Annotated in this window: 21 protein-coding genes; 10 read left to right on the forward strand and 11 right to left on the reverse strand. The window is 72.4% G+C overall.

Annotation, left to right across the window (positions count from 1 at the left end; genetic code table 11):
• Nucleotides 1–76: 76 nt before the first annotated feature.
• The gene (locus tag BM288_RS05710; RefSeq protein ID WP_092916811.1) at nucleotides 77–904 is read left to right on the forward strand and encodes a MetQ/NlpA family ABC transporter substrate-binding protein; all 828 of its coding nucleotides are present in this window, start codon (nucleotides 77–79) and stop codon (nucleotides 902–904) included.
• A 60-nt stretch (nucleotides 905–964) separates the two neighbouring features.
• On the opposite strand, the gene BM288_RS05715 is transcribed toward BM288_RS05710, so the two are convergent.
• The gene (locus BM288_RS05715) at nucleotides 965–2,221 is read right to left on the reverse strand and encodes an MFS transporter (protein WP_092916813.1); all 1,257 of its coding nucleotides are present in this window, start codon (nucleotides 2,219–2,221) and stop codon (nucleotides 965–967) included.
• 113 nt (nucleotides 2,222–2,334) lie between these two features.
• Between BM288_RS05715 and BM288_RS05720 the strand changes: the two genes are divergently transcribed.
• The gene (locus BM288_RS05720) at nucleotides 2,335–3,516 is read left to right on the forward strand and encodes an MFS transporter (RefSeq protein ID WP_092916815.1); all 1,182 of its coding nucleotides are present in this window, start codon (nucleotides 2,335–2,337) and stop codon (nucleotides 3,514–3,516) included.
• Nucleotides 3,517–3,553: 37 nt separating this feature from the next.
• Here the strand turns inward: BM288_RS05720 and BM288_RS05725 are convergent, their stop codons facing one another.
• The 3 genes from BM288_RS05725 to BM288_RS05735 form a co-directional block, all read right to left on the reverse strand.
• Nucleotides 3,554–3,751, reverse strand: coding sequence for a hypothetical protein (locus tag BM288_RS05725; RefSeq protein WP_092916817.1), 198 nt, complete (start codon nucleotides 3,749–3,751; stop codon nucleotides 3,554–3,556).
• Between the two features lie 94 nt (nucleotides 3,752–3,845).
• A complete protein-coding gene (locus tag BM288_RS05730) occupies nucleotides 3,846–4,103 on the reverse strand; it encodes a hypothetical protein (RefSeq protein ID WP_092916819.1) in 258 nt (85 codons plus the stop codon).
• An 88-nt stretch (nucleotides 4,104–4,191) separates the two neighbouring features.
• The gene (locus BM288_RS05735; RefSeq protein WP_092916821.1) at nucleotides 4,192–4,869 is read right to left on the reverse strand and encodes an O-methyltransferase; all 678 of its coding nucleotides are present in this window, start codon (nucleotides 4,867–4,869) and stop codon (nucleotides 4,192–4,194) included.
• Between the two features lie 156 nt (nucleotides 4,870–5,025).
• Between BM288_RS05735 and speB the strand changes: the two genes are divergently transcribed.
• Nucleotides 5,026–5,994, forward strand: coding sequence for an agmatinase (gene speB, locus BM288_RS05740; protein WP_092916823.1), 969 nt, complete (start codon nucleotides 5,026–5,028; stop codon nucleotides 5,992–5,994).
• 27 nt (nucleotides 5,995–6,021) lie between these two features.
• Here the strand turns inward: speB and BM288_RS05745 are convergent, their stop codons facing one another.
• The gene (locus BM288_RS05745) at nucleotides 6,022–6,684 is read right to left on the reverse strand and encodes a DUF6766 family protein (RefSeq protein ID WP_404799685.1); all 663 of its coding nucleotides are present in this window, start codon (nucleotides 6,682–6,684) and stop codon (nucleotides 6,022–6,024) included.
• 282 nt (nucleotides 6,685–6,966) lie between these two features.
• On the opposite strand from BM288_RS05745, the gene BM288_RS05750 reads away from it, so the two are divergent.
• Entirely contained in the window at nucleotides 6,967–8,196 is a 1,230-nt protein-coding gene (locus BM288_RS05750) for a sensor histidine kinase (RefSeq protein WP_143103040.1), read from the forward strand.
• Between the two features lie 97 nt (nucleotides 8,197–8,293).
• Here BM288_RS05750 and BM288_RS05755 read toward each other — a convergent pair whose 3' ends face one another.
• Nucleotides 8,294–10,015, reverse strand: coding sequence for a cell wall-binding repeat-containing protein (locus tag BM288_RS05755; RefSeq protein ID WP_092916828.1), 1,722 nt, complete (start codon nucleotides 10,013–10,015; stop codon nucleotides 8,294–8,296).
• 104 nt (nucleotides 10,016–10,119) lie between these two features.
• Here BM288_RS05755 and BM288_RS05760 point away from each other — a divergent pair, with 104 nt between their 5' ends.
• Entirely contained in the window at nucleotides 10,120–10,878 is a 759-nt protein-coding gene (locus BM288_RS05760; RefSeq protein ID WP_092916830.1) for a response regulator, read from the forward strand.
• 91 nt (nucleotides 10,879–10,969) lie between these two features.
• On the opposite strand, the gene BM288_RS05765 is transcribed toward BM288_RS05760, so the two are convergent.
• The 4 genes from BM288_RS05765 to BM288_RS05780 form a co-directional block, all read right to left on the reverse strand.
• Nucleotides 10,970–11,179 (reverse strand): helix-turn-helix domain-containing protein, encoded by a 210-nt coding sequence (locus tag BM288_RS05765; RefSeq protein WP_092916832.1) that lies wholly within the window; start codon nucleotides 11,177–11,179, stop codon nucleotides 10,970–10,972.
• On the reverse strand, nucleotides 11,179–11,655 hold the full coding sequence (locus BM288_RS05770) for a DUF2975 domain-containing protein (protein ID WP_092916834.1): 477 nt from the start codon (nucleotides 11,653–11,655) through the stop codon (nucleotides 11,179–11,181). Before BM288_RS05770 ends, BM288_RS05765 begins: the two co-directional genes overlap by 1 nt.
• Nucleotides 11,656–11,817: 162 nt before the next feature.
• Complete coding sequence (locus tag BM288_RS05775) at nucleotides 11,818–12,900, reverse strand: tellurite resistance/C4-dicarboxylate transporter family protein (RefSeq protein ID WP_092916836.1); 1,083 nt, start codon at nucleotides 12,898–12,900, stop codon at nucleotides 11,818–11,820.
• Nucleotides 12,901–12,945: 45 nt separating this feature from the next.
• Nucleotides 12,946–13,362: an arsenate reductase ArsC gene (locus BM288_RS05780; protein WP_092917738.1), complete on the reverse strand. Its 417-nt coding sequence runs from the start codon at nucleotides 13,360–13,362 to the stop codon at nucleotides 12,946–12,948.
• 234 nt (nucleotides 13,363–13,596) lie between these two features.
• Between BM288_RS05780 and BM288_RS05785 the strand changes: the two genes are divergently transcribed.
• From BM288_RS05785 to BM288_RS05805, 5 genes are all read left to right on the forward strand, one after another.
• On the forward strand, nucleotides 13,597–13,947 hold the full coding sequence (locus BM288_RS05785; RefSeq protein WP_092916838.1) for an ArsR/SmtB family transcription factor: 351 nt from the start codon (nucleotides 13,597–13,599) through the stop codon (nucleotides 13,945–13,947).
• Between the two features lie 137 nt (nucleotides 13,948–14,084).
• Nucleotides 14,085–14,267: a hypothetical protein gene (locus BM288_RS05790; protein WP_092916840.1), complete on the forward strand. Its 183-nt coding sequence runs from the start codon at nucleotides 14,085–14,087 to the stop codon at nucleotides 14,265–14,267.
• A gap of 565 nt (nucleotides 14,268–14,832) precedes the next feature.
• Nucleotides 14,833–15,420, forward strand: coding sequence for a GNAT family N-acetyltransferase (locus tag BM288_RS05795; RefSeq protein ID WP_092916842.1), 588 nt, complete (start codon nucleotides 14,833–14,835; stop codon nucleotides 15,418–15,420).
• Between the two features lie 75 nt (nucleotides 15,421–15,495).
• Nucleotides 15,496–15,927: an ArsR/SmtB family transcription factor gene (locus BM288_RS05800; protein WP_092916844.1), complete on the forward strand. Its 432-nt coding sequence runs from the start codon at nucleotides 15,496–15,498 to the stop codon at nucleotides 15,925–15,927.
• On the forward strand, nucleotides 15,924–16,370 hold the full coding sequence (locus tag BM288_RS05805) for an SRPBCC family protein (protein WP_092916846.1): 447 nt from the start codon (nucleotides 15,924–15,926) through the stop codon (nucleotides 16,368–16,370). Before BM288_RS05800 ends, BM288_RS05805 begins: the two co-directional genes overlap by 4 nt.
• 42 nt (nucleotides 16,371–16,412) lie before the next feature.
• Here the strand turns inward: BM288_RS05805 and BM288_RS05810 are convergent, their stop codons facing one another.
• Nucleotides 16,413–17,090 (reverse strand): hypothetical protein, encoded by a 678-nt coding sequence (locus tag BM288_RS05810; protein WP_143103041.1) that lies wholly within the window; start codon nucleotides 17,088–17,090, stop codon nucleotides 16,413–16,415.
• Nucleotides 17,091–17,183: the final 93 nt, after the last annotated feature.

Here is a 17,183-nt window from a genome sequence, read left to right on the forward strand (position 1 = left end):
CCGAGCACCCGAACCCGCGCCGGCGCGCCCAGGCCGCCGCAGCGCATCCGAACCCATCACCACCGAAGGAAGCACCATGACTTTCACCATCAAGCGTCGCGTCGCGACCACCATCGCCGCGGGCCTGACCGTCGCGGCCCTTGCCGCCTGCTCGGCGGGCGCGCCCGCCGAGGCGCCCGAGGACGGCTCGCTCGGCACCATCCGTGTCGGCGCCCTGCCGGTGCCGGCCGGCGACATGCTCACGTGGGTCGACGAGAACCTCGCCGAAGAGGCGGGCCTCGACATCGAGTGGGTCGAGTTCACCGACTACAACACGCCCAACCCGGCGCTCACCGACGGCTCGACCGAGGCGAACCTGTTCCAGAACACCACGTTCATGGAGACCTACAACTCGCAGGCCGGTGGCGAGCTGGTCTCGGTCGGCGACATCTACCTGCCGGCGGCCGCCTTCTACTCGGAGTCGATCGGCTCGCTCGAGGAGCTGCCCGAGGGCGCCTCGATCGCCATCCCCAACGACCCGACGAACGAGGCGCGCGCGCTCGAGATCCTCGCGGCCGAGGGCCTGATCGAGATCGCCGAGGGCACCACCAACCTCGACGGCATCACCTCGAACCCGCAGAACTTCGCGTTCACCGAGGTCGAGAACGCCACGCTGCCGCTGGCGATCCCCGACAACGACGCCGTCTTCGTCACCGCCTCGTTCGCGCTGCCGGCCGGTCTGACCGGTGAGCAGGCGATCCTGGTCGAGGGCAGCGACAGCGACTACTTCAACGCGCTCGTCACCACCCCCGAGCTCGAGGACGACCCGCGCGTGGCCGCGCTCTACGAGCTGCTCACCTCTGACGAGCTGCAGCAGTACCTGCTCGACACCTGGGGCGGGCTGATCGTGCCGATCGAGAACTGAGCGACTCCCCCGTCAGTTGAGGGTTTGCGTCCGAGTAGTGCTCAACTCGGACGCGGACCCTCAACTCGTCTTCGGCTCCATTGCTGCGGCGATCTGCGGCCGCGCGTCGCGCAGCATGCCGGCGACCACGAGCGCCGCGGAGCCGACGAGCACGAGCAGCCACAGGCCGAGCGCATACGAATTCGTCTCGGCGTGATACGTGGCGCCCATGACCAGCGGCGGGAAGTAGCCGCCCAGGCCGCCGGCCGCGGCCACGACGCCGGTGACGGCGCCCACCTTGTCGGGCGGGGTCGACGGGCCGATCCAGGCGAACACGGCGCCCATGCCGAGCCCCATCGCCGCCGCCATCAGGATGAACACCACTCCCGTGAGCACACCCTCGGGCGGCTGCTGGCCCACGACGTAGGCGGTCACAAGGATGCCGGCGAGCGAGATGAGCGCGACCACCTTCGGCCCGAACCGGTCTGCCAGCACACCGCCGATCGGGCGCGCGACCACGGCCGCCGCAGCGAACAGCGCGGTGCGCGTGCCGGCGCCGATCGGGTCGACCTCGTTGGGGTAGATCGTGATCAGGTACTTGGGCAGGTAGGTCGAGAACGCGACGAAGCCGCCGAACACGATCGCGTACAGGAACGACATCTTCCACGTGATGAGCAGCCCCAGTGCACCGACGACCTTGGGCACGAGCTTCTGGTGGCTCGAGGCCCACGCCGGCGACTCGCGCATGCCGAACCAGACCAGCAGCGCGAAGAGCACCATGACTGCGACGATCAGGAGGTGCGTCGGCCAGTAGCCGACCCATGCCACGAGCCGCGGCGTGAGGAACGCCGACACGGCGGTGCCGATCATGCCCATGCCGAACACGCCGGTCGCGAAGCCGCGTCGCTGCGGCGCGAACCAGGCGCTCGCGAACGGGATGCCGGCGGCGAAGATCGTGCCGGGGATGCCGAGGAGGAACGCCGCCACCAGCAGCAGCGGGTAGCTGCCGATGCTGCCTGCGAGGGCGACCAGCAGCACCGCCGGCACACCCAGCAGCAGCACCGCGCTGAACATGATGCGCCCGCCGAACCGGTCGGTCATCGCCCCGACGACGATGCGCCCGAGCGCGCCGACGAGCACGGGCATGGCGAGCAGGATCGACATCTGCCCCTGATCGAGTGCCATCGACTCGGCGTAGATGTTCTGCAGCGGCGCGATCGCCATCCACGCCCAGAAGCCCACGGTCGAGGCGAGCGTCGCGATGATGACCTGGGTCATGCCGCCGCGCAGGTTCGGTGCAGCAGCAGCTGTCTGCTCAGCAGGGGCGCTCGTCGACATCGTCGGCTCCGCTCGTAGGAACGTCGTAGGCGTCAGGCTCACGGTAGCCGTGCGAGTGCCCGGCTGTCACCCCTTGCGACCGGGCACGGTGACGAGGCGCGAGAGAATGGAGCGTGCTCGACCTCTCGCCCCGTGACGGCGCCGCCTCAGCGATCGCCGGCCCGCGCCAGCTCGCAGCCTCGGCGCCGATCCGCACGGCGGTCAGCGGCACGCAGATCGCCATCCCGATCCTGACCGTCGAGATCACCGGCGACCTGGCCCTCGGCGCGGCGCTCGTCGCCGTCGCGCTCGTGCCGAGCATCGTCGCCGCACCGCTCGCGGGCGCGCTGCTGGATCGCGCCCGCCGGCCGCGCGCCCTGCTGATCGCCGCCGCCGCCGGCATGGCCGTCGCCTACGGCATCGCCGCCGCCCTCGGACCCGTGCCGGTGTGGGCGGTGGCCGCAGCACTGGCCGTCAGCGGCCTACTCACACCCTTCGGCTTCGGTGGGCTGTCGAGCTTCGTCGCCCCACCGGGCTCGGATGCGCGACGCGCGTACGCGCTGGACGCGCTCAGCTACAACGTGGGCGGGGTTGCAGGACCGGCGATCGTCGCAGCCCTCGCGCCGACGCTCGGGGCGCGCTGGGCGCTCGCGGCGATGGCGGTGATCGCGCTCGTCTCGCTCGCCGCCTACCCGCTGCTGCCGATGCGCCCCCGCGACGCGAAGCATCCGGGACTCCTGCGATCGATGGGCGCAGGCATCACCGCGATGGTCGTCCACCGGCGACTTGCCGTCGTCACCATCTCTGGCACGCTCGCCGAGCTCGGCCGCGGCATCATGCCGATCGCCGCCATCGGCATCGCGCTGCTCGCCACCGGGGATGCGTCGCTGAGCGCCCTCATCGTCGCCGGCTACGCGGTCGGGGCGCTCATCGGCGCCGTGATCGAGCCGCTGCGCCGCCGCACGCTCTCGGCGCACGCGACGCTGGGCATCGGCTACGCACTCGTCGGCCTCGCCACGCTCGCCGCCGCGATCGATCTCGGCATCGGCTGGACGGTCGCGCTCATCGCGCTCTCCGGGCTGTGCAGCGCGGCACCGACCGCCGCGATGCTGCTGCTGCGGCGCGACGAGAGCCCCGCCGAGGTCGTCGCGCAGGTGTTCACCATGGGCGCCGCGCTGCGCACCACCGCGAGCGCCGCCGGCACCGCCCTCGCCGGCGCGCTGGCGGGGCTCGACCCGCTGCTGATGCTGGCGCTCTCGGGCGGCATCTGGCTGCTGAGTGCTGCGGCGATGCTCGCCTTCCCCCGCGGGCGCTGATCGCGCTCCGACGCGATTAGAGGCACAGCAGTGCGCGTCAAGCCGTCGCCTGGCCGCGCGCCTCTACCGCGGCTGCCGCACGGGCACGGGCACTGGCGATCAGCAGCAGCGTCACCGGCACCGAGAGCGTCAGGAAGCCGCTCGGGCCGACGATCCAGACGCATCCGAGTGCCCAGGCGCCCAGCGCGACGCCGACCCAGGCGGGCAGGACCCGGCCGCGGCGGCCCTCGCGCACGCGCGGTCGCGGCCCGGCTACTGCAGCTGCACGATCACCCAGAGCCTCGCTCCCGGCGGCCACATCAGCTGCGTCAGCGCAATGGCGGCGGGGCCTACGGCTCCTTGATCTCCGGGTTGCGGCGGGTGATCACCGCGCGCAGCACGATGACGCCGACGACCACCGCGACCACGAACAGCGCGACGACCCCGATCGGCACCATGAGGCTCCACAGGCCATCGGATGCGCTGGGCGTCGTCGCCGCGGAGACGAGCTGGAGCCAGGGCCAGGCGAGGGCGGTGCTGGGGATGTCGGCGGAGTCGGCGACCAGGGAGACGACGTGCGGGGCAGGGTGGAGAGCTATGCATCTCACGCTAGCCCATCGGGGTACACCTTTGGGGTACACGGCTCGTGCGACCGGCCGACGACCGACTGCATCGCCGACCGCCGTCGGGCTGCCGCTACGTGACGCGGCGGGCGATCGCCAGGCCGTCCCAGCCCTTCGCGCCCACCGTCTGCAGCGCGGTCGACTCGAGCCGCGCATCCGCCCCCATCGCCTCGAGCACCGCGCGGGAGCCCTGCGTCATCGACGACTCAGCGTGCGCGTGCACGACGTCGCCGGCGCGCACGACGTTGTCGACCACGATGAGCGCGCCCGGGCCGGTCAGCCGCATCGCGAAGTCGAGGTAGGCGAGGTTCGACTCCTTGTCGGCGTCGATGAAGACGAAGTCGAACGGATGCGCGGCCTCGTCGACGAGGCGCTGCAGGCTGTCGACGGCGCGGCCCACGCGGATCTCGACCCGCTCGCCCAGCCCCGCGTCGTCGAGGCTCTCGCGGGCAATCGCGGCATGGTCGGGCTCGAGCTCGAGCGTGACGACCTGCCCGCCCTCGCCGACGCCGCGCGCCAGGTGCAGGGTGGAGTAGCCGCCGAGCGTGCCGATCTCGAGGGCGCGGCGCGTGCCGGCGATGCGCGCGAGCAGCTCGAGCAGCCGAGCCTGCAGCGGCGACACCTCGATGTCGGGCAGTCCCTCGGAGTGCTGGCGGGCGCGGGTGCCGGCGGCGGCGCCATCCTCGACGCGCAGGGTGGCGGCGAGGTAGGCCTCGACCTCGCTCGCGGTGACCTCGGTGGGCTCGGCCATGGTGCCTCCTCGCTCGTGTCGCCAGTCTGCGGCACGGGCGCGGCGGGCGCCAGGGCTCACTCGTCGGCGGCCGCCACATCCCATTCGCGGCACTCTCGAAGCCGGTCGCGGTCGTGCCACGCGCACATGCTCGCTCCCTCTGGGAGCATGGCCACCATGGCCAACGAGCACATCATCGGACAGCGCGACGATCCCGGCATGCCCCGCTACGGGGGCATCGCGACGTTCGCGCTGCTGCCCCAGGCGCACGCGGTGGAGCACGCCGACATCGCCGTCGTGGGCATCCCCTTCGACTCGGGCACCAGCTTCCGGCCGGGCGCGCGCTTCGGCCCGGCGCATGTGCGCGAGCACTCGAGGCAGCTGCATCCGTATCACTTCATGCACGACGCCCACCCGTTCCGCGACCGCCAGGTCGTCGATGCGGGCGACTTCCGCGTCGGGCCGTATGACATCGAGGCCGCAGTGGCGTCGATCCATGCGCAGGCGAGGTCGCTCGGTGAGCAGGGCACCCGCATCATCGCCATCGGCGGCGACCACACGATCGCGCTGCCGCTGCTGCGGGCGGCGGCCGCGCAGCACGGGCCGCTCGCGGTGCTGCACTTCGATGCGCACCTCGACACGTGGGACACGCTGCACGGCGCCAGCATCTGGCACGGCTCACCCTTCCGCCGCGCCGCCGAGGAGGGGCTGCTCGACCTGGAGCACTGCCAGCACGTGGGCATCCGCGGCGGCGTCTACGACCCGAGCGAGCTCGAGGACGACGCGCAGGCGGGCTTCCGGATCATCACCAGCGAGGAGTTCGGCCGCCGCACTCCCGAGAGCATCGCCGAGCAGATCCGCGCTCGCCTCGGCTCTGGCCCCGTCTACATCTCGATCGACATCGACGTGCTCGACCCGGCGCACGCGCCCGGCACCGGCACGCCCGAGGTCGCGGGCATCAGCACCCGCGAGCTGTTCGCGGTGCTGCGGCTGCTGCGCGGGCTGCCGATCGTGGGCGGCGACGTGGTCGAGGTGCTGCCGGCGCACGACCACGCCGGCATCACCGGGCTCGCCGCGGCCCACACCGCGTGGGAGCTGCTGACGCTCATCGACCTGCCGGCGCGGGAGGGCGGCGCCGCCGGCTGACGCCGGGCCGCACCCGCCGCGCGCGGCTCAGCCGCTCTCGGCGGCGGTGCCGTGCGGCGTGCCGACCGGCTTCGACTCGGGTGAGCCGCGCTGGCGCAGGTAGATCGACAGCGCGATCATGCTGCCGACGGCGAGGAACTCCGACTGCCAGTTCTGCAGCGTGCGGTTCCAGAACTCGGCCGAGGCGACGTACTCGAGCCAGCCGATCGTCTGCTCGCCGTGCTGCAGCTGCTCGTCGTTGTAGACGGTGACGCCGGCCAGCGACTGCGCGAGCCACGAGAGCACGAAGATCACGCCCATGGTCAGCAGCAGCGAGTTCGAGAAGAGCACATGCCGCCAGCCGCGCACCTTCGCCCACTGCGGCGAATCGGCCTTGGCGAACTCGTGCACCTGTTGCTGCTCGTCGGTGCCGATGCCCTCTTCGCCGGGCTTCTTCGACTCCGGCGAGCCCTGCTGCACGAGCCAGATGGTGGCGAAGATGTAGAGGAAGAACTGCAGATACTCCGACTGCCAGTTCTCGGCCACGTCGACCAGGAACGACGACGAGGCGATGAAGTCGACGTAGCCGACCGTCGCGTCGCCGTGCGCGACCTGCTCGTCGTTGAAGACCGCCAGCCCGGCGAACGACTGGCCGAGCAGCGCCAGCAGGAAGATGGCGCCGAAGGCGATCGAGAGCCCGTGTCTGCGCATGCCCATCACCGCCCCACCAGCGGCAGCACGATCATGATCGTGAGGCCGATCGCGATGACGGTCAGGCAGACTGCGAACACCGCCCGGGTGCCGGGCGTGCCCCGCTCATCGTCACGCATGCTCGAAGCATGCTCCGCGTCCCTGAGATGGGGCTCAGAGCCGCGCCGCGGCCCCCGGGCGCGCATCAGCGCTGCGCTCCCCCGCGCGGCGGAGGCGACCCGACGCATCCGCCCGCCTCGTGACGGAGGCGCGCGCCGCCGCCGCGCGCATAGGCTCGAGCGCATGCCCGTGCGCCCTGCCCCCGACGCGCGATCGCTGCGCGCCGACGCGCTGCTCGCCGGCGTGCTCGCGCTGGTCGGCTGCCTGATGGTGGCGCTCACCGCGATGACCGGGATGCAGTTCGCCGACGTGCCCATCTGGCAGCCGATGCTCGCCGCCGTGGTGCTCGCCGCGCCGCTGATGCTGCGCCGGGTGCAGCCGGTGGCGGCCTCGATCGCGCAGGTGGTCATCTACATCGTCGCGGGCGAGCTGGGCGTGATCGAGATCTACGTCTCGCAGGTGGCGCTGTTCATGGGCTTCTACTCGATCGGCGCGTGGGACGCGAACCGCACGCGCGCGCTGTGGACGCGCGTGAGCATCGTCGTGGTGATGGCCGCGTGGCTCGCGTCGTCGGCGGTGCGCGGCTTCTTCGACCCGGAGACGGGCGAGCGCGGCGTCTCGGCGTTCTTCGCGCTGCTGATGATCCAGATCGTCATCAACATCGCCTACTTCGGCGGCGCCTGGATCTTCGGCGACCGCGCCTGGGCGAGCGCCCTCGAGCAGGAGCGCCTGGCCGCCGCCCACGCAGAGATCGAGGCGCAGCAGTCGCAGCTGGCCGAGCAGGCCGTCTCGCTCGAGCGGGTGCGCATCGCGCGCGAGCTGCACGACGTGGTCGCCCACCACGTCTCGGCGATGGGCGTGCAGGCCGGTGCCGCCCGGCGCGTGCTGACCACCGATGCGGACAAGGCGGCGGATGCGCTGCGGCACGTCGAGCAGTCGGCGCGCGACGCGATCGGGGAGCTCCGGTCGCTCGTGGTGACGCTGCGCTCCGACGAGGACGCCACCGCCTCGGCGCCGGATCTGGACGCGCTGCCGCCGCTGGTCGCCGCCGCCCAGGCGGCCGGCCAGCGCGTGACGCTGACCGAGATCGGCACGCCGCGCCCGGTCACCCCGATGGCCGGGCTGACCGCCTACCGCGTCGTGCAGGAGGCGCTCACCAACGCGCGCAAGCACGCCGGACCGATGGCGCAGGTCGACGTGCGGGTGCGCTACCTGGTGGACGAGCTCGAGGTGGAGGTCGCCGACGACGGGCACGGCTCCGGTGCCGGCGAGCACGGCGCGGGCGCCGGCCTGCTCGGCATGCGCGAACGCGTCTCCGCGCTCGGCGGCGAGCTCGAGCTCGGGCCGCGCTCGCGCGGCGGCTGGCTGGTGCGGGCGCGGGTGCCCTCGGCGGCAGCGCGGCCGAGCGACTGAGCGGTCACGGCCCGACCGCGCCGCCACCGCCCGACCACGCCGCCGCCGCCCGACCACGCCGTCGCCGCGCAGCTCAGCCGTCACGGCCGAACGCGAGTCAGCAGGTGGCGTAGCGCGTGGCGACCGCGTTGATCGTGGGCAGGCCGCCCAGCAGCAGCACCTCGGCGGGGTCGGCGGCGAGCATCGTGTCGAGCGTCACCTGCGGCACGCAGGACTGGCGCGTGAGCAGCATCGGCGCACCCTCGGCGCCGGCAGCGGCGGCGCCGCTGAGCGCATCGGCGAAGCCCTGCCCGCTGGCGACGTAGACGGTGCTCACCGCGCCGAACACGCCCCGCAGCTCCGCGGCGGTCGCGAAGCGGTTGGCACCGGCGTAGCGGCGCACCGTGATACCGCTGTCGCGAATGTCGGTGCCGAGCGGCCCCGACACCGAGGCGACGTCGCCGACGACCCCGACCCATCCGGCCCCCAGCGCCCCCAGGGTGGCGCGGGTGGCGTCATCGAGCGCGTCGGCGCTGCCGTCGAGCAGCAGCACCGGCCCGTCGAGGAAGGCGGCGGCGGGGCCGGCGGCGAGCGCGTCGGGGAACCGGGCGCCCGTGGCGACGAACACCGAGGCGGCGCCGGCGCCGAAGGCATGCTCGGCGATGAGCCGGCTGGTCTCGTAGCGGTTCACGCCGCCGAGCCGCAGCACCTCGCGCGCGGGGTCGAGCGCTCGCACGGCCGCCTCGACCTCTGCCGAGACGGACGGGGTGTCGCCGACGATGACGACCCGGGCGGGGGCGAGCCGGCTGATCTCGGCCAGCACCGCCTCCGGCGCGGTCGCGCGCGGCGTCAGCAGCACCGGCCCGCCCTGGTGCGCGGCGGCGGGCCCGGCGGCGAGGCCGTCGGGGAAGTCCTGGCCGCTGGCGAGGTAGACCACCGGCGCACCGCTCGGGTAGGCCCGCTGCGCGATCGCGACCGAGGTCTCGAAGCGGTTGCCGCCGGCCAGGCGCGAGGGCGTGGGCAGCGCGATGCCGGGGCCGGAGACGGTGGGGTCGCCGAACCAGTCGGTCCACATGCGCCAGAAGTTGCGGTTGCCGTAGGCGGAGCAGGAGTCGCCCTCGCCGTACAGGTTCGCGAGCGCCGCGGCGTTGGGCTGGTAGGGCGTGTAGTTGTAGAGGCCCGCGGTGGCGGCGTTGCGGATGAACACCGGGCTCGAGCCGCACGCGGTGTTCGGGTGGAACAGCACCTGGTTGGTCTCGCCCGCCTGGTGGTTGTAGTTCTGCGGCAGCGCCACATAGCGGTTGAACTGCCGGGCGGCGAAGTACAGCTGGTAGTAGAAGCCGCCGAACTCGCTGTTGCATGGCGCGGTGTCGGGGCAGGCGAAGCCGGTCGCGCGCGCGTACCGGACCGCGTTCGGAGCCGTGTGGGTGACGAGCGACTGCTCCTTCTGGAGCGTCACCAGCAGGACGCGCTGCGAGATGCCGCACGCGGCGCCGACGCGCGCGATGATGCTCGATGCCCGCTCGTTCGCGGTGGCGGGCAGCGCGCCGCAGTACCCATCGGCCGGGATCGCCGCCGTGCTCTGCCGGTACGTGTCGAGGCACGTGTAGCCCGCGCTGCAGCCGGGGTGCTGGGCGTCGATGAACGCCTGCACCTGCGCGGCGCTCATCGCGTCGCCGTCGTAGAACTGCTCGTCGGAGACGAGGTAGCCCGGGTCGAAGAGGGCGGCGTCGGCGGCGGCTGCCTGGCCGCTGATGCCGGCCGAGGGGATCACCGCCAGCAGCGAGGCGACGAGCGCGGTGAGCAGGGTGGCGACGACGAGACGAGAGCGCGAGCGCATCCTGCAACCATTCGATCGGGGCAACGGACGCGCTCAGCGTACGCGCTGCGGGGGCCGCGCGACCAGAGGCAGTTGTGCGGGCCGGCCGCCGCTAGCGTGGACGCGTGACGCGGATCCTGCTGGTGGACGATCAGGCGCTCGTGCGCGCAGGCTTCGAGACGATTCTCACGACCGAGCCGGGCTTCGAGGTCGTCGGGCAGGCGAGGGACGGCGCCGAGGGCGTGCGCCTCGCGGGCGAGCTCGCACCCGATGTCATCTGCATGGATGTGCAGATGCCGGTGATGGACGGGCTCGCGGCGACCCGGGAGATCGTCGCCGGCCCCTCACATGCGGCGGTGCTGATGCTCACGACCTTCGATCGCGAGGACTTCCTGTTCGAGGCGCTCTCGGCCGGCGCCTCCGGCTTCCTCCTGAAGACCGCCGAGCCCGAGCACCTCATCGACGCCGTGCACGCGCTCGCCCGCGGCGACGCGCTGCTCTCCCCCGAGGTGACGCGGCGCGTGATCGAGCGCTTCGCGGCCGCGCCCGGTGCCCACGGCGCCGATACCTCCGGCACCGGCACCCACCGCACCGGCATCCACAGCACCGCCAGCCACAGCACCGGCGTCGCGCCCGGGCCGGACGCAGCCGCCATCGCCCCCGCGCCCGACCCCGCCCTCGCGCAGCTCACCGAGCGGGAGCGCGAGACGCTGCTGCACCTCGCGCGCGGTCGCTCGAACGGCGAGATCGCGGCGCAGCTCTTCGTCGGCGAGGCGACGGTGAAGACGCACGTGTCGAACGTGCTGATGAAGCTCGGCATCCGCGACCGCATCCACGCCGTCATCTGGGCGTACGAGCACGGGGTGATCGCGCCCCACTCCTGATCTCAACGTGTCAGGTGCTCGTTCGGCGCACCCAGTGCGGCGAGTCGACAGCTGACACGTTGGATCTCTGGGTGCTCGCAGAAGCCGCGCGTCAGACGTCGGGCTCGTAGGCCAGCAGATCGCCCGGCTGGCACTCGAGCACCCGGCAGATCGCCTCGAGGGTGGTGAAGCGCACGGCCTTCGCGCGGCCGCTCTTGAGCACGTGCAGATTGGCGGGCGTGATGCCGATCTGCTCGGCCAGCTCAGCGACGCTCAGCTTGCGCTTGGCGAGCTCGACGTCGAGGTTGAGCACGATCGGCATCAGACCACCTCCGCCATCTCGGTCTCGAGCGCGGTCGCCTTCGCCAGCAGCCCTCGCATGACCACGAGCAGCAGCCCGATGCCGGCGGCGCCGAAGAAGCCCATGATGAGGAAGATGCCGACCACCGGCGGCATCGCGTTCGCGGCCATGAGGATCGCGAACGCGATCGCGAACAGCGCGGTCGCACCGATCGCGCTGCCGGTCATGACGTCGACGACGCGGAAGGCGCGGCGATCGAAGATGCGCTGCCGCGCGACCATCGACAGCAGCCGCCACATGCACACCAGCGCCAGCTGCGCGCAGAGGATGATCGCCCAGCAGCCGATGATGCCCGGCCAGCGCAGTCCCTCGGCCGCGGGCAGCTCGCGCACGGCCTCGGCGGCGAGCAGCGGCACGAAGAACACCTGGCCCGCGAGCGACAGCACGAGTGCCACGACGATGACGGTCTTCGCGCCGATGGTGGCGATGCGCTGCATGCGCCGCTCCTATCGTTGATCGATCTTTTACTATCGAAAAACGATACAGCGGGCGCGCGCCCGCGTCAACGCGGGCGCAACCGGTCAGGCTGCGGCACGAGTGCGTCCGGTCAGCCGCCGGCACCAGTGCGGGCGGCCATCCGCCGGTGCGAGTGCGACCGTTCAGGCGGCGGCGCGAGTGCGGCCGCTGAGCCGGCGCCCCTCGTGCACGGCCATCGCGACGAACACCAGCGCCCAGACCGCGAGCGCCACCCACAGCTCCGCGGCGCCGATCATGCCGACCACCGGCAGCTGATCGGCCTGGCCGAGGTAGATGCCGGCCACCGCATACATGCCGAGCGGGAAGACGATGCTCCACAGGGTGGCTTCGTACTCGAGCGGAACCTTGTGGTGCCAGTGCCGCCACCAGCCGGCCGCCACCAGTGGCGGGATCAGCCAGGTCGCGAACGCCCAGAAGGCGACCGAGACGCCCGAGATGAGGCCACGCGTGGCGGCGATCATGGGCGCGTCCGCCATCTCCAGGATGCGCGCGCCGGCCAGCACCGTGATCGCGCACGCCCCCATCGCCACCCAGTAGGGCGCGTTCAGGTCGACCGGCCGCAGCTCGTAGAGCATCATCCGCAGCGCCACCAGCACGCCGGCGAGCGCGTAGAGGAAGATGCCCACCGACCAGCTCACCACCGCCAGCACCGCGAGCCAGTCGGCCAGCTGCGGCCCCGCCGCCGGCTGCAGCGACGCCGACGCGACGGCGATCGACTGACTGGCGACCACCCAGATGAACCACGTGCCGTTGGCGAGCGCGACCACCGGCCGCTCGGTGCGCCCGAGCACCGCAGTCCACGGCACCACGTAGCCCAGCAGCAGCCAGGCCAGCAGCGCCATCACCAGCAGCGCGGCGGTCGCGGCCATCCAGCCCTCCAGCGCCAGCCGCACGCCCAGCACGTTGGTGCCGGCGACGAACGTGAAGAAGCCGAAGCCGCGGCGCGGGTCGTTGAACTCGTCGAAGAACTCGGCCCGGAAGGCGAGCAGCCGCCAGACGTGCAGCACCACCAGCAGCGCGTAAGCGATGCCGCAGATCCACGCGAGCACCATCGAGAGCACCTCGAAGCCCACCAGGTGCAGCCCGACCGAGATGATGCCGCTGCCCATCACGAGCGCGAAGTAGCCGGGCGCGAGATCGCGCACGATGCCGCGGATGCGTCCGGGCAGCCGGGTGCCCGGCTCCCCCGCGGCGGTGGTTGCCATGCTCGCGAGGCTAGCGCGCCACGGTCGGGGCCCGGCGGGACCGACTCAGCCGGCGCGCTCCGGCAGCAGCTCGGCGATCAAGGCCTCGACCCGCCCGCGGATCTCGTCTCGGATCTCGCGCACTGCCTCGATGCCCGCGCCGGCCGGGTCGTCGAGCTCCCAGTCCTCGTAGCGCTTGCCGGGGAAGATCGGGCACGCGTCACCGCAGCCCATCGTGACGACCGCGTCCGACGCACGCACCGCATCCGTCGTCAGCAGCTTCGGCGCGTTCGCCGCGATGTCGATGCCTTCCTCCCGCATCGCCTCGACGGCGACGGGGTTGACGCTCTCCTTCGGCGCGGAGCCTGCGGAGCGCACGTCGATGCGGTCGCCGGCGAGCGCCTGCAGATAGCCGGCGGCCATCTGCGAGCGGCCGGCGTTGTGCACGCACACGAACAGGACGGTGGGCTTCTGGTCGGGCATCGGCGCTCCTCGCGGCGGGTCGGTCGCTCCCGGCATCACCGGGAGCGACCCGGATGGTGTCAGCAGCAGCTCGTCGTGCAGCACTGCTCGTCGAGCTCGGGCGGGCAGCCCAGCTCTAAGCATGTCGCGTCGGCGTTCATCGTCTCACCTCCTCTCGCTTTGCATCGATGGTCATCGATATGCAGTCTGCTCGCAAGCATCGACGACTGTCAATGTTCGTGGCATGCTGGAGCCATGTCGACGCTCGAGCTGCTGCCGCTGCGCGATCTGCAGGCGTGCTGCTCGCCCGTCACAGGCGAGGTGATGAGCGCCGAGCACGCCGCGAGCCTGGCCCGCACGCTGAAGGCGCTCGCCGAGCCGGCGCGCCTGCGGCTGCTGTCGATGATCGCTGCCCACGAGGACGACGAGGCGTGCGTGTGCGATCTGACCGAGCCGCTCGGCCTCTCGCAGCCGACCGTCTCGCACCACCTGAAGGTGCTCGTCGACGCCGGATTCCTCACCCGCTCGAAGCGCGGCACCTGGGCGTACTACCGGCTGGTGCCGGAGTCGCTGGGGCAGGTCTCCGCGCTGCTGACCGAGGGCTGACGACCGCGTCCCGCGCGGCCGGCGGGTCGGTGGGCCTGTCCTGGTCATGGATCGCCGGGCAGCGATGTCGCCACCGAGTACGCCAGCCTGCTGTCCGTAGCTACCACCCGTTCGACGATCCCGAGATCGTCGCGGCGATGGCCGAGCACGGTGTCGCCCGTCGCTCCGGAGCCGGCACCGAGCACCTGCGGGAGATCGCGCCGCTGCTGGCGGTCGAGGGCTTCGACTTGGACAACCTGCCCGAGGACACCGACGTCGACGCGCTGAACGCGGCCTTGGCGCGCGCGAACGAGCGTCGCAACACGGAGCAGTTCGAGTAGGCGCCGCGCTACGTCGCTGGTGCGTCGCCCTGGGCGTAGGTGGGCCGCCGCGGCTGATACGCGCGGCGAGGAAGTACTGCTGCACCCGCGGATCGAGGTCGACGTAGCCGCCGCGCAGCCGGTTCATGGCGACGACGTACATCAGATCCTCCTCGCCGACGGCCATCACCCGCTGCTGCGTCATCGCGCCGATCAGTGCCAGGAACCCCAGGATCGCGAGCATCGCCGGCGAGAACCAGCCCTCGTAGCGCGAGGCCTGGCCGAGCAGCCCGATCGTCACGAGCCCGGCCGACACGAGCGTCAGGAAGATCGTGATGCGCGTGAGCACCTCGCTCTGGGCCGTGCCGCGAGCGGCGAGCATGCCCCAGTGCTCGGTGGCGAGGATCTGCGCCCGTCTGGCGAGCACAGCGTCGGACTCCGCCGCGCGTCGCGTGGTCGGATCGTCAACGCTGTCGGTGCCGGGCTGCAGCGCGGCATCGGCCGGGTCCTCGGCCATGGCTCATTGTCCACCCGCGCCCGGCACCTCACCAGTGCCGGTGTGGGCGGCCCGGGCTAGCGTGCATCCATGGAGCTCGACGTCGAGGTGCATCCCGCGACCGCCGATCGATTCGAGGCGGTGGGCGCGATCCTGGCGCCCAAGAGCGCCGACGGGAGGGCGTGCTGGTGCCTCAGCTACCGGCTCCCGAACGCCGAGTTCCGCGAGATGCACGGGCCTGCCGCGCTGGCTCGGCTGCGGCGCTTCGCCGACGAGGGCACCCCGCCCGGCGTCGTCGCCACCGTCGACGGCGAGCCCGCCGGCTGGTGCTCGGTCGCCCCGCGCACGAGTCATCACCGGCTCACGCACTCGCGCACGATCCCGGTGGTCGACGACGTGCCGGTGTGGAGCATCGTCTGCATCGTCGTGCGACCGCAGTTCCGGCGGCAGGGTATGGCGCGGCGCCTGCTCGAGGGCGCGATCGACTACGCGCGCGCCGCCGGTGCGCCCATGCTCGAGGCATACCCGGTCGACCCCGAGGGCGCACGCGTCAGCCCGGCGCTCGCGTACGTCGGCACCACCGGCCTGTTCGCGTCGGTCGGCTTCGAGCGCATCGTCGCGACCGACTCGAAGTCGGCCGGCCTGCAGCGCTGGCTCATGCGCCGCGAGCTGCCCTGACCAGCGCGCAGGGGTTGACGACCGTCAGGTCGAGGTGCAACATGTAGGCAGTTGCTTACGTAAGGAAGTGCCGACATGCCTATCGCGACCGACCCGCTCAGCCGCATCTTTTTCGCCCTCGCCGATCCCACCCGGCGCGCGATGCTCGAGCGGCTCTCTGCGGGCGCCGCGACGGTCGGCGAGCTCGCCGAGCCCTTCCCGATCAGTCGTCCGGCCGTCTCGCAGCACCTCGGCGTGCTCGAGGACGCCGGCCTGATCGAGCGCACCAGGCAGGGCCAGTGGCGCAGCTGCGCGCTGCGGCCGGAGGGCCTCGACGACGCAGAGCGCTGGGTCGCCGAGCACCGCACGGCATGGCAGTCGCGCTTCGACCGGCTCGACGACGCGCTCGCGAACCTCACGGGCGACCGCGGCGCCCCCGCCGGCACCACCGGGCCCGGGAGCGCGACAGCGACCGACGACGCAGACCAGGCCGACGCATCCGTCGGCGAGCAGAAGGAGGAGAGATGACGACGAAGCAGTTCACGATCACGCGCGAGTTCGATGCGCCGCGGGCGGCGCTCTGGCGGGCATGGACCGACCCCGCGATCGCGGCTCAGTGGTGGCACCCGCACGAGGTGGTCACGCCGCCGGAGTCGGTGCGCATCGACCTGCGCGTCGGTGGCACGTACGAGTACCTGATGGTCGATCCCGATGGCGGCCGGTGGCCGACCGGCGGCGAGTACCTCGAGGTGCGCGAGCCCGAGCGGCTGCGGTTCTCGTGGGCTGACCCGGGCGACGCGGTCGCCGATGCCATGCGCATCACCGTCGACCTGCGCGAGCTGCCCGGCGAGCGCTGCGAGATGACCTTCCACCTCGAGGGCGTCGACGAGGACCGCGTCAGCGAGCAGAGCGTCTCGACCGGCTGGGCCGAGGCGTTCGACGAGCTCGACGGCGTGCTCGTGCAGGCCTGACCGCGGCTGGGCCCTGACGCCGCCCGCAGCGCACGGGCGGCGTCAGGCGCGCGGCCGGCGGGTCAGCTCGAGCCGCACGAGCGGCAGCAGGTGCTTCGGCCACACGATCAGCGCGACCGCGTCGTCGAGCTCGACGCCGAGGCCCAGCACGTGCTCGTCGTCGATCGAGATCGCCGGCAGCGCTGCGCCGTCCACGATGACGGATGCCTCGGCCGCCTCGTGCGCGGACGGCGGGTCGACGAAGGTCCACGGCTCGTGCGGGTCGGGGCGGCGCTGCTCGCGGAACGTGTTGCCGATGACGTTGCGCATGTGCAGGGCGAGCCGCTCCGGCAGCGCCTGGCCGCCGCGCCCGGGCACCTGCGTCTGCACCGCCTCGTAGGCGACGGGGAACCGCAACCACCGTATCCACTCGACGGCCGAGGCCGGGAGCCTGGGCGAGGGATTCGCGAGCGCCGCCTCGAGCTCGGGCGTCAGGACGACGTGGTTGATCGGGTCGTCGAGGTCGTCGGGGTTCCAGAAGATCGCGTACATGATGGCCGCGGCCTGCGCGTCGACGACGCCGTCGCCGCTCGAGACGAACGTGTTCACCCCGATCTCGCGAATGCTCGGCTGCGGCACGAGTGTCGCCAGCAGCACGGGGAACGCGGCCCCGACCTCATCGAGCGACGGGATCTCGGGCAGCGGCCCGTCGGGCTCCCCGTGCCCCAAACTCCCCATCATGCTCCCCACCCTGCCGCGCCGGCCCGCGCGGCACCAGCACCGCATCCGCTCCCCCGCTCGGGGGAGGACGAAGTCCAGCCGCACGACGGAGGC

The sequence above is a fragment of the Agrococcus baldri genome, from assembly GCA_900114805.1.
GTDB classification, from domain to species: domain Bacteria; phylum Actinomycetota; class Actinomycetes; order Actinomycetales; family Microbacteriaceae; genus Agrococcus; species Agrococcus baldri.

What these genes read in the sequence shown, in the direction of transcription:
- BM288_RS05710 (WP_092916811.1), top strand. Translation starts at nt 77, where the DNA reads ATGACTTTCACCATCAAGCGTCGCGTCGCGACCACCATCGCCGCGGGC.
- BM288_RS05715 (WP_092916813.1), bottom strand. Translation starts at nt 2,221, where the DNA reads ATGTCGACGAGCGCCCCTGCTGAGCAGACAGCTGCTGCTGCACCGAAC.
- BM288_RS05735 (WP_092916821.1), bottom strand. Translation starts at nt 4,869, where the DNA reads ATGGCCGAGCCCACCGAGGTCACCGCGAGCGAGGTCGAGGCCTACCTC.
- speB (WP_092916823.1), top strand. Translation starts at nt 5,026, where the DNA reads ATGGCCAACGAGCACATCATCGGACAGCGCGACGATCCCGGCATGCCC.
- BM288_RS05745 (WP_404799685.1), bottom strand. Translation starts at nt 6,684, where the DNA reads ATGCGCAGACACGGGCTCTCGATCGCCTTCGGCGCCATCTTCCTGCTG.
- BM288_RS05750 (WP_143103040.1), top strand. Translation starts at nt 6,967, where the DNA reads ATGCCCGTGCGCCCTGCCCCCGACGCGCGATCGCTGCGCGCCGACGCG.
- BM288_RS05755 (WP_092916828.1), bottom strand. Translation starts at nt 10,015, where the DNA reads ATGCGCTCGCGCTCTCGTCTCGTCGTCGCCACCCTGCTCACCGCGCTC.
- BM288_RS05765 (WP_092916832.1), bottom strand. Translation starts at nt 11,179, where the DNA reads ATGCCGATCGTGCTCAACCTCGACGTCGAGCTCGCCAAGCGCAAGCTG.
- BM288_RS05770 (WP_092916834.1), bottom strand. Translation starts at nt 11,655, where the DNA reads ATGCAGCGCATCGCCACCATCGGCGCGAAGACCGTCATCGTCGTGGCA.
- BM288_RS05775 (WP_092916836.1), bottom strand. Translation starts at nt 12,900, where the DNA reads ATGGCAACCACCGCCGCGGGGGAGCCGGGCACCCGGCTGCCCGGACGC.
- BM288_RS05780 (WP_092917738.1), bottom strand. Translation starts at nt 13,362, where the DNA reads ATGCCCGACCAGAAGCCCACCGTCCTGTTCGTGTGCGTGCACAACGCC.
- BM288_RS05785 (WP_092916838.1), top strand. Translation starts at nt 13,597, where the DNA reads ATGTCGACGCTCGAGCTGCTGCCGCTGCGCGATCTGCAGGCGTGCTGC.
- BM288_RS05790 (WP_092916840.1), top strand. Translation starts at nt 14,085, where the DNA reads ATGGCCGAGCACGGTGTCGCCCGTCGCTCCGGAGCCGGCACCGAGCAC.
- BM288_RS05795 (WP_092916842.1), top strand. Translation starts at nt 14,833, where the DNA reads ATGGAGCTCGACGTCGAGGTGCATCCCGCGACCGCCGATCGATTCGAG.
- BM288_RS05800 (WP_092916844.1), top strand. Translation starts at nt 15,496, where the DNA reads ATGCCTATCGCGACCGACCCGCTCAGCCGCATCTTTTTCGCCCTCGCC.
- BM288_RS05805 (WP_092916846.1), top strand. Translation starts at nt 15,924, where the DNA reads ATGACGACGAAGCAGTTCACGATCACGCGCGAGTTCGATGCGCCGCGG.
- BM288_RS05810 (WP_143103041.1), bottom strand. Translation starts at nt 17,090, where the DNA reads ATGATGGGGAGTTTGGGGCACGGGGAGCCCGACGGGCCGCTGCCCGAG.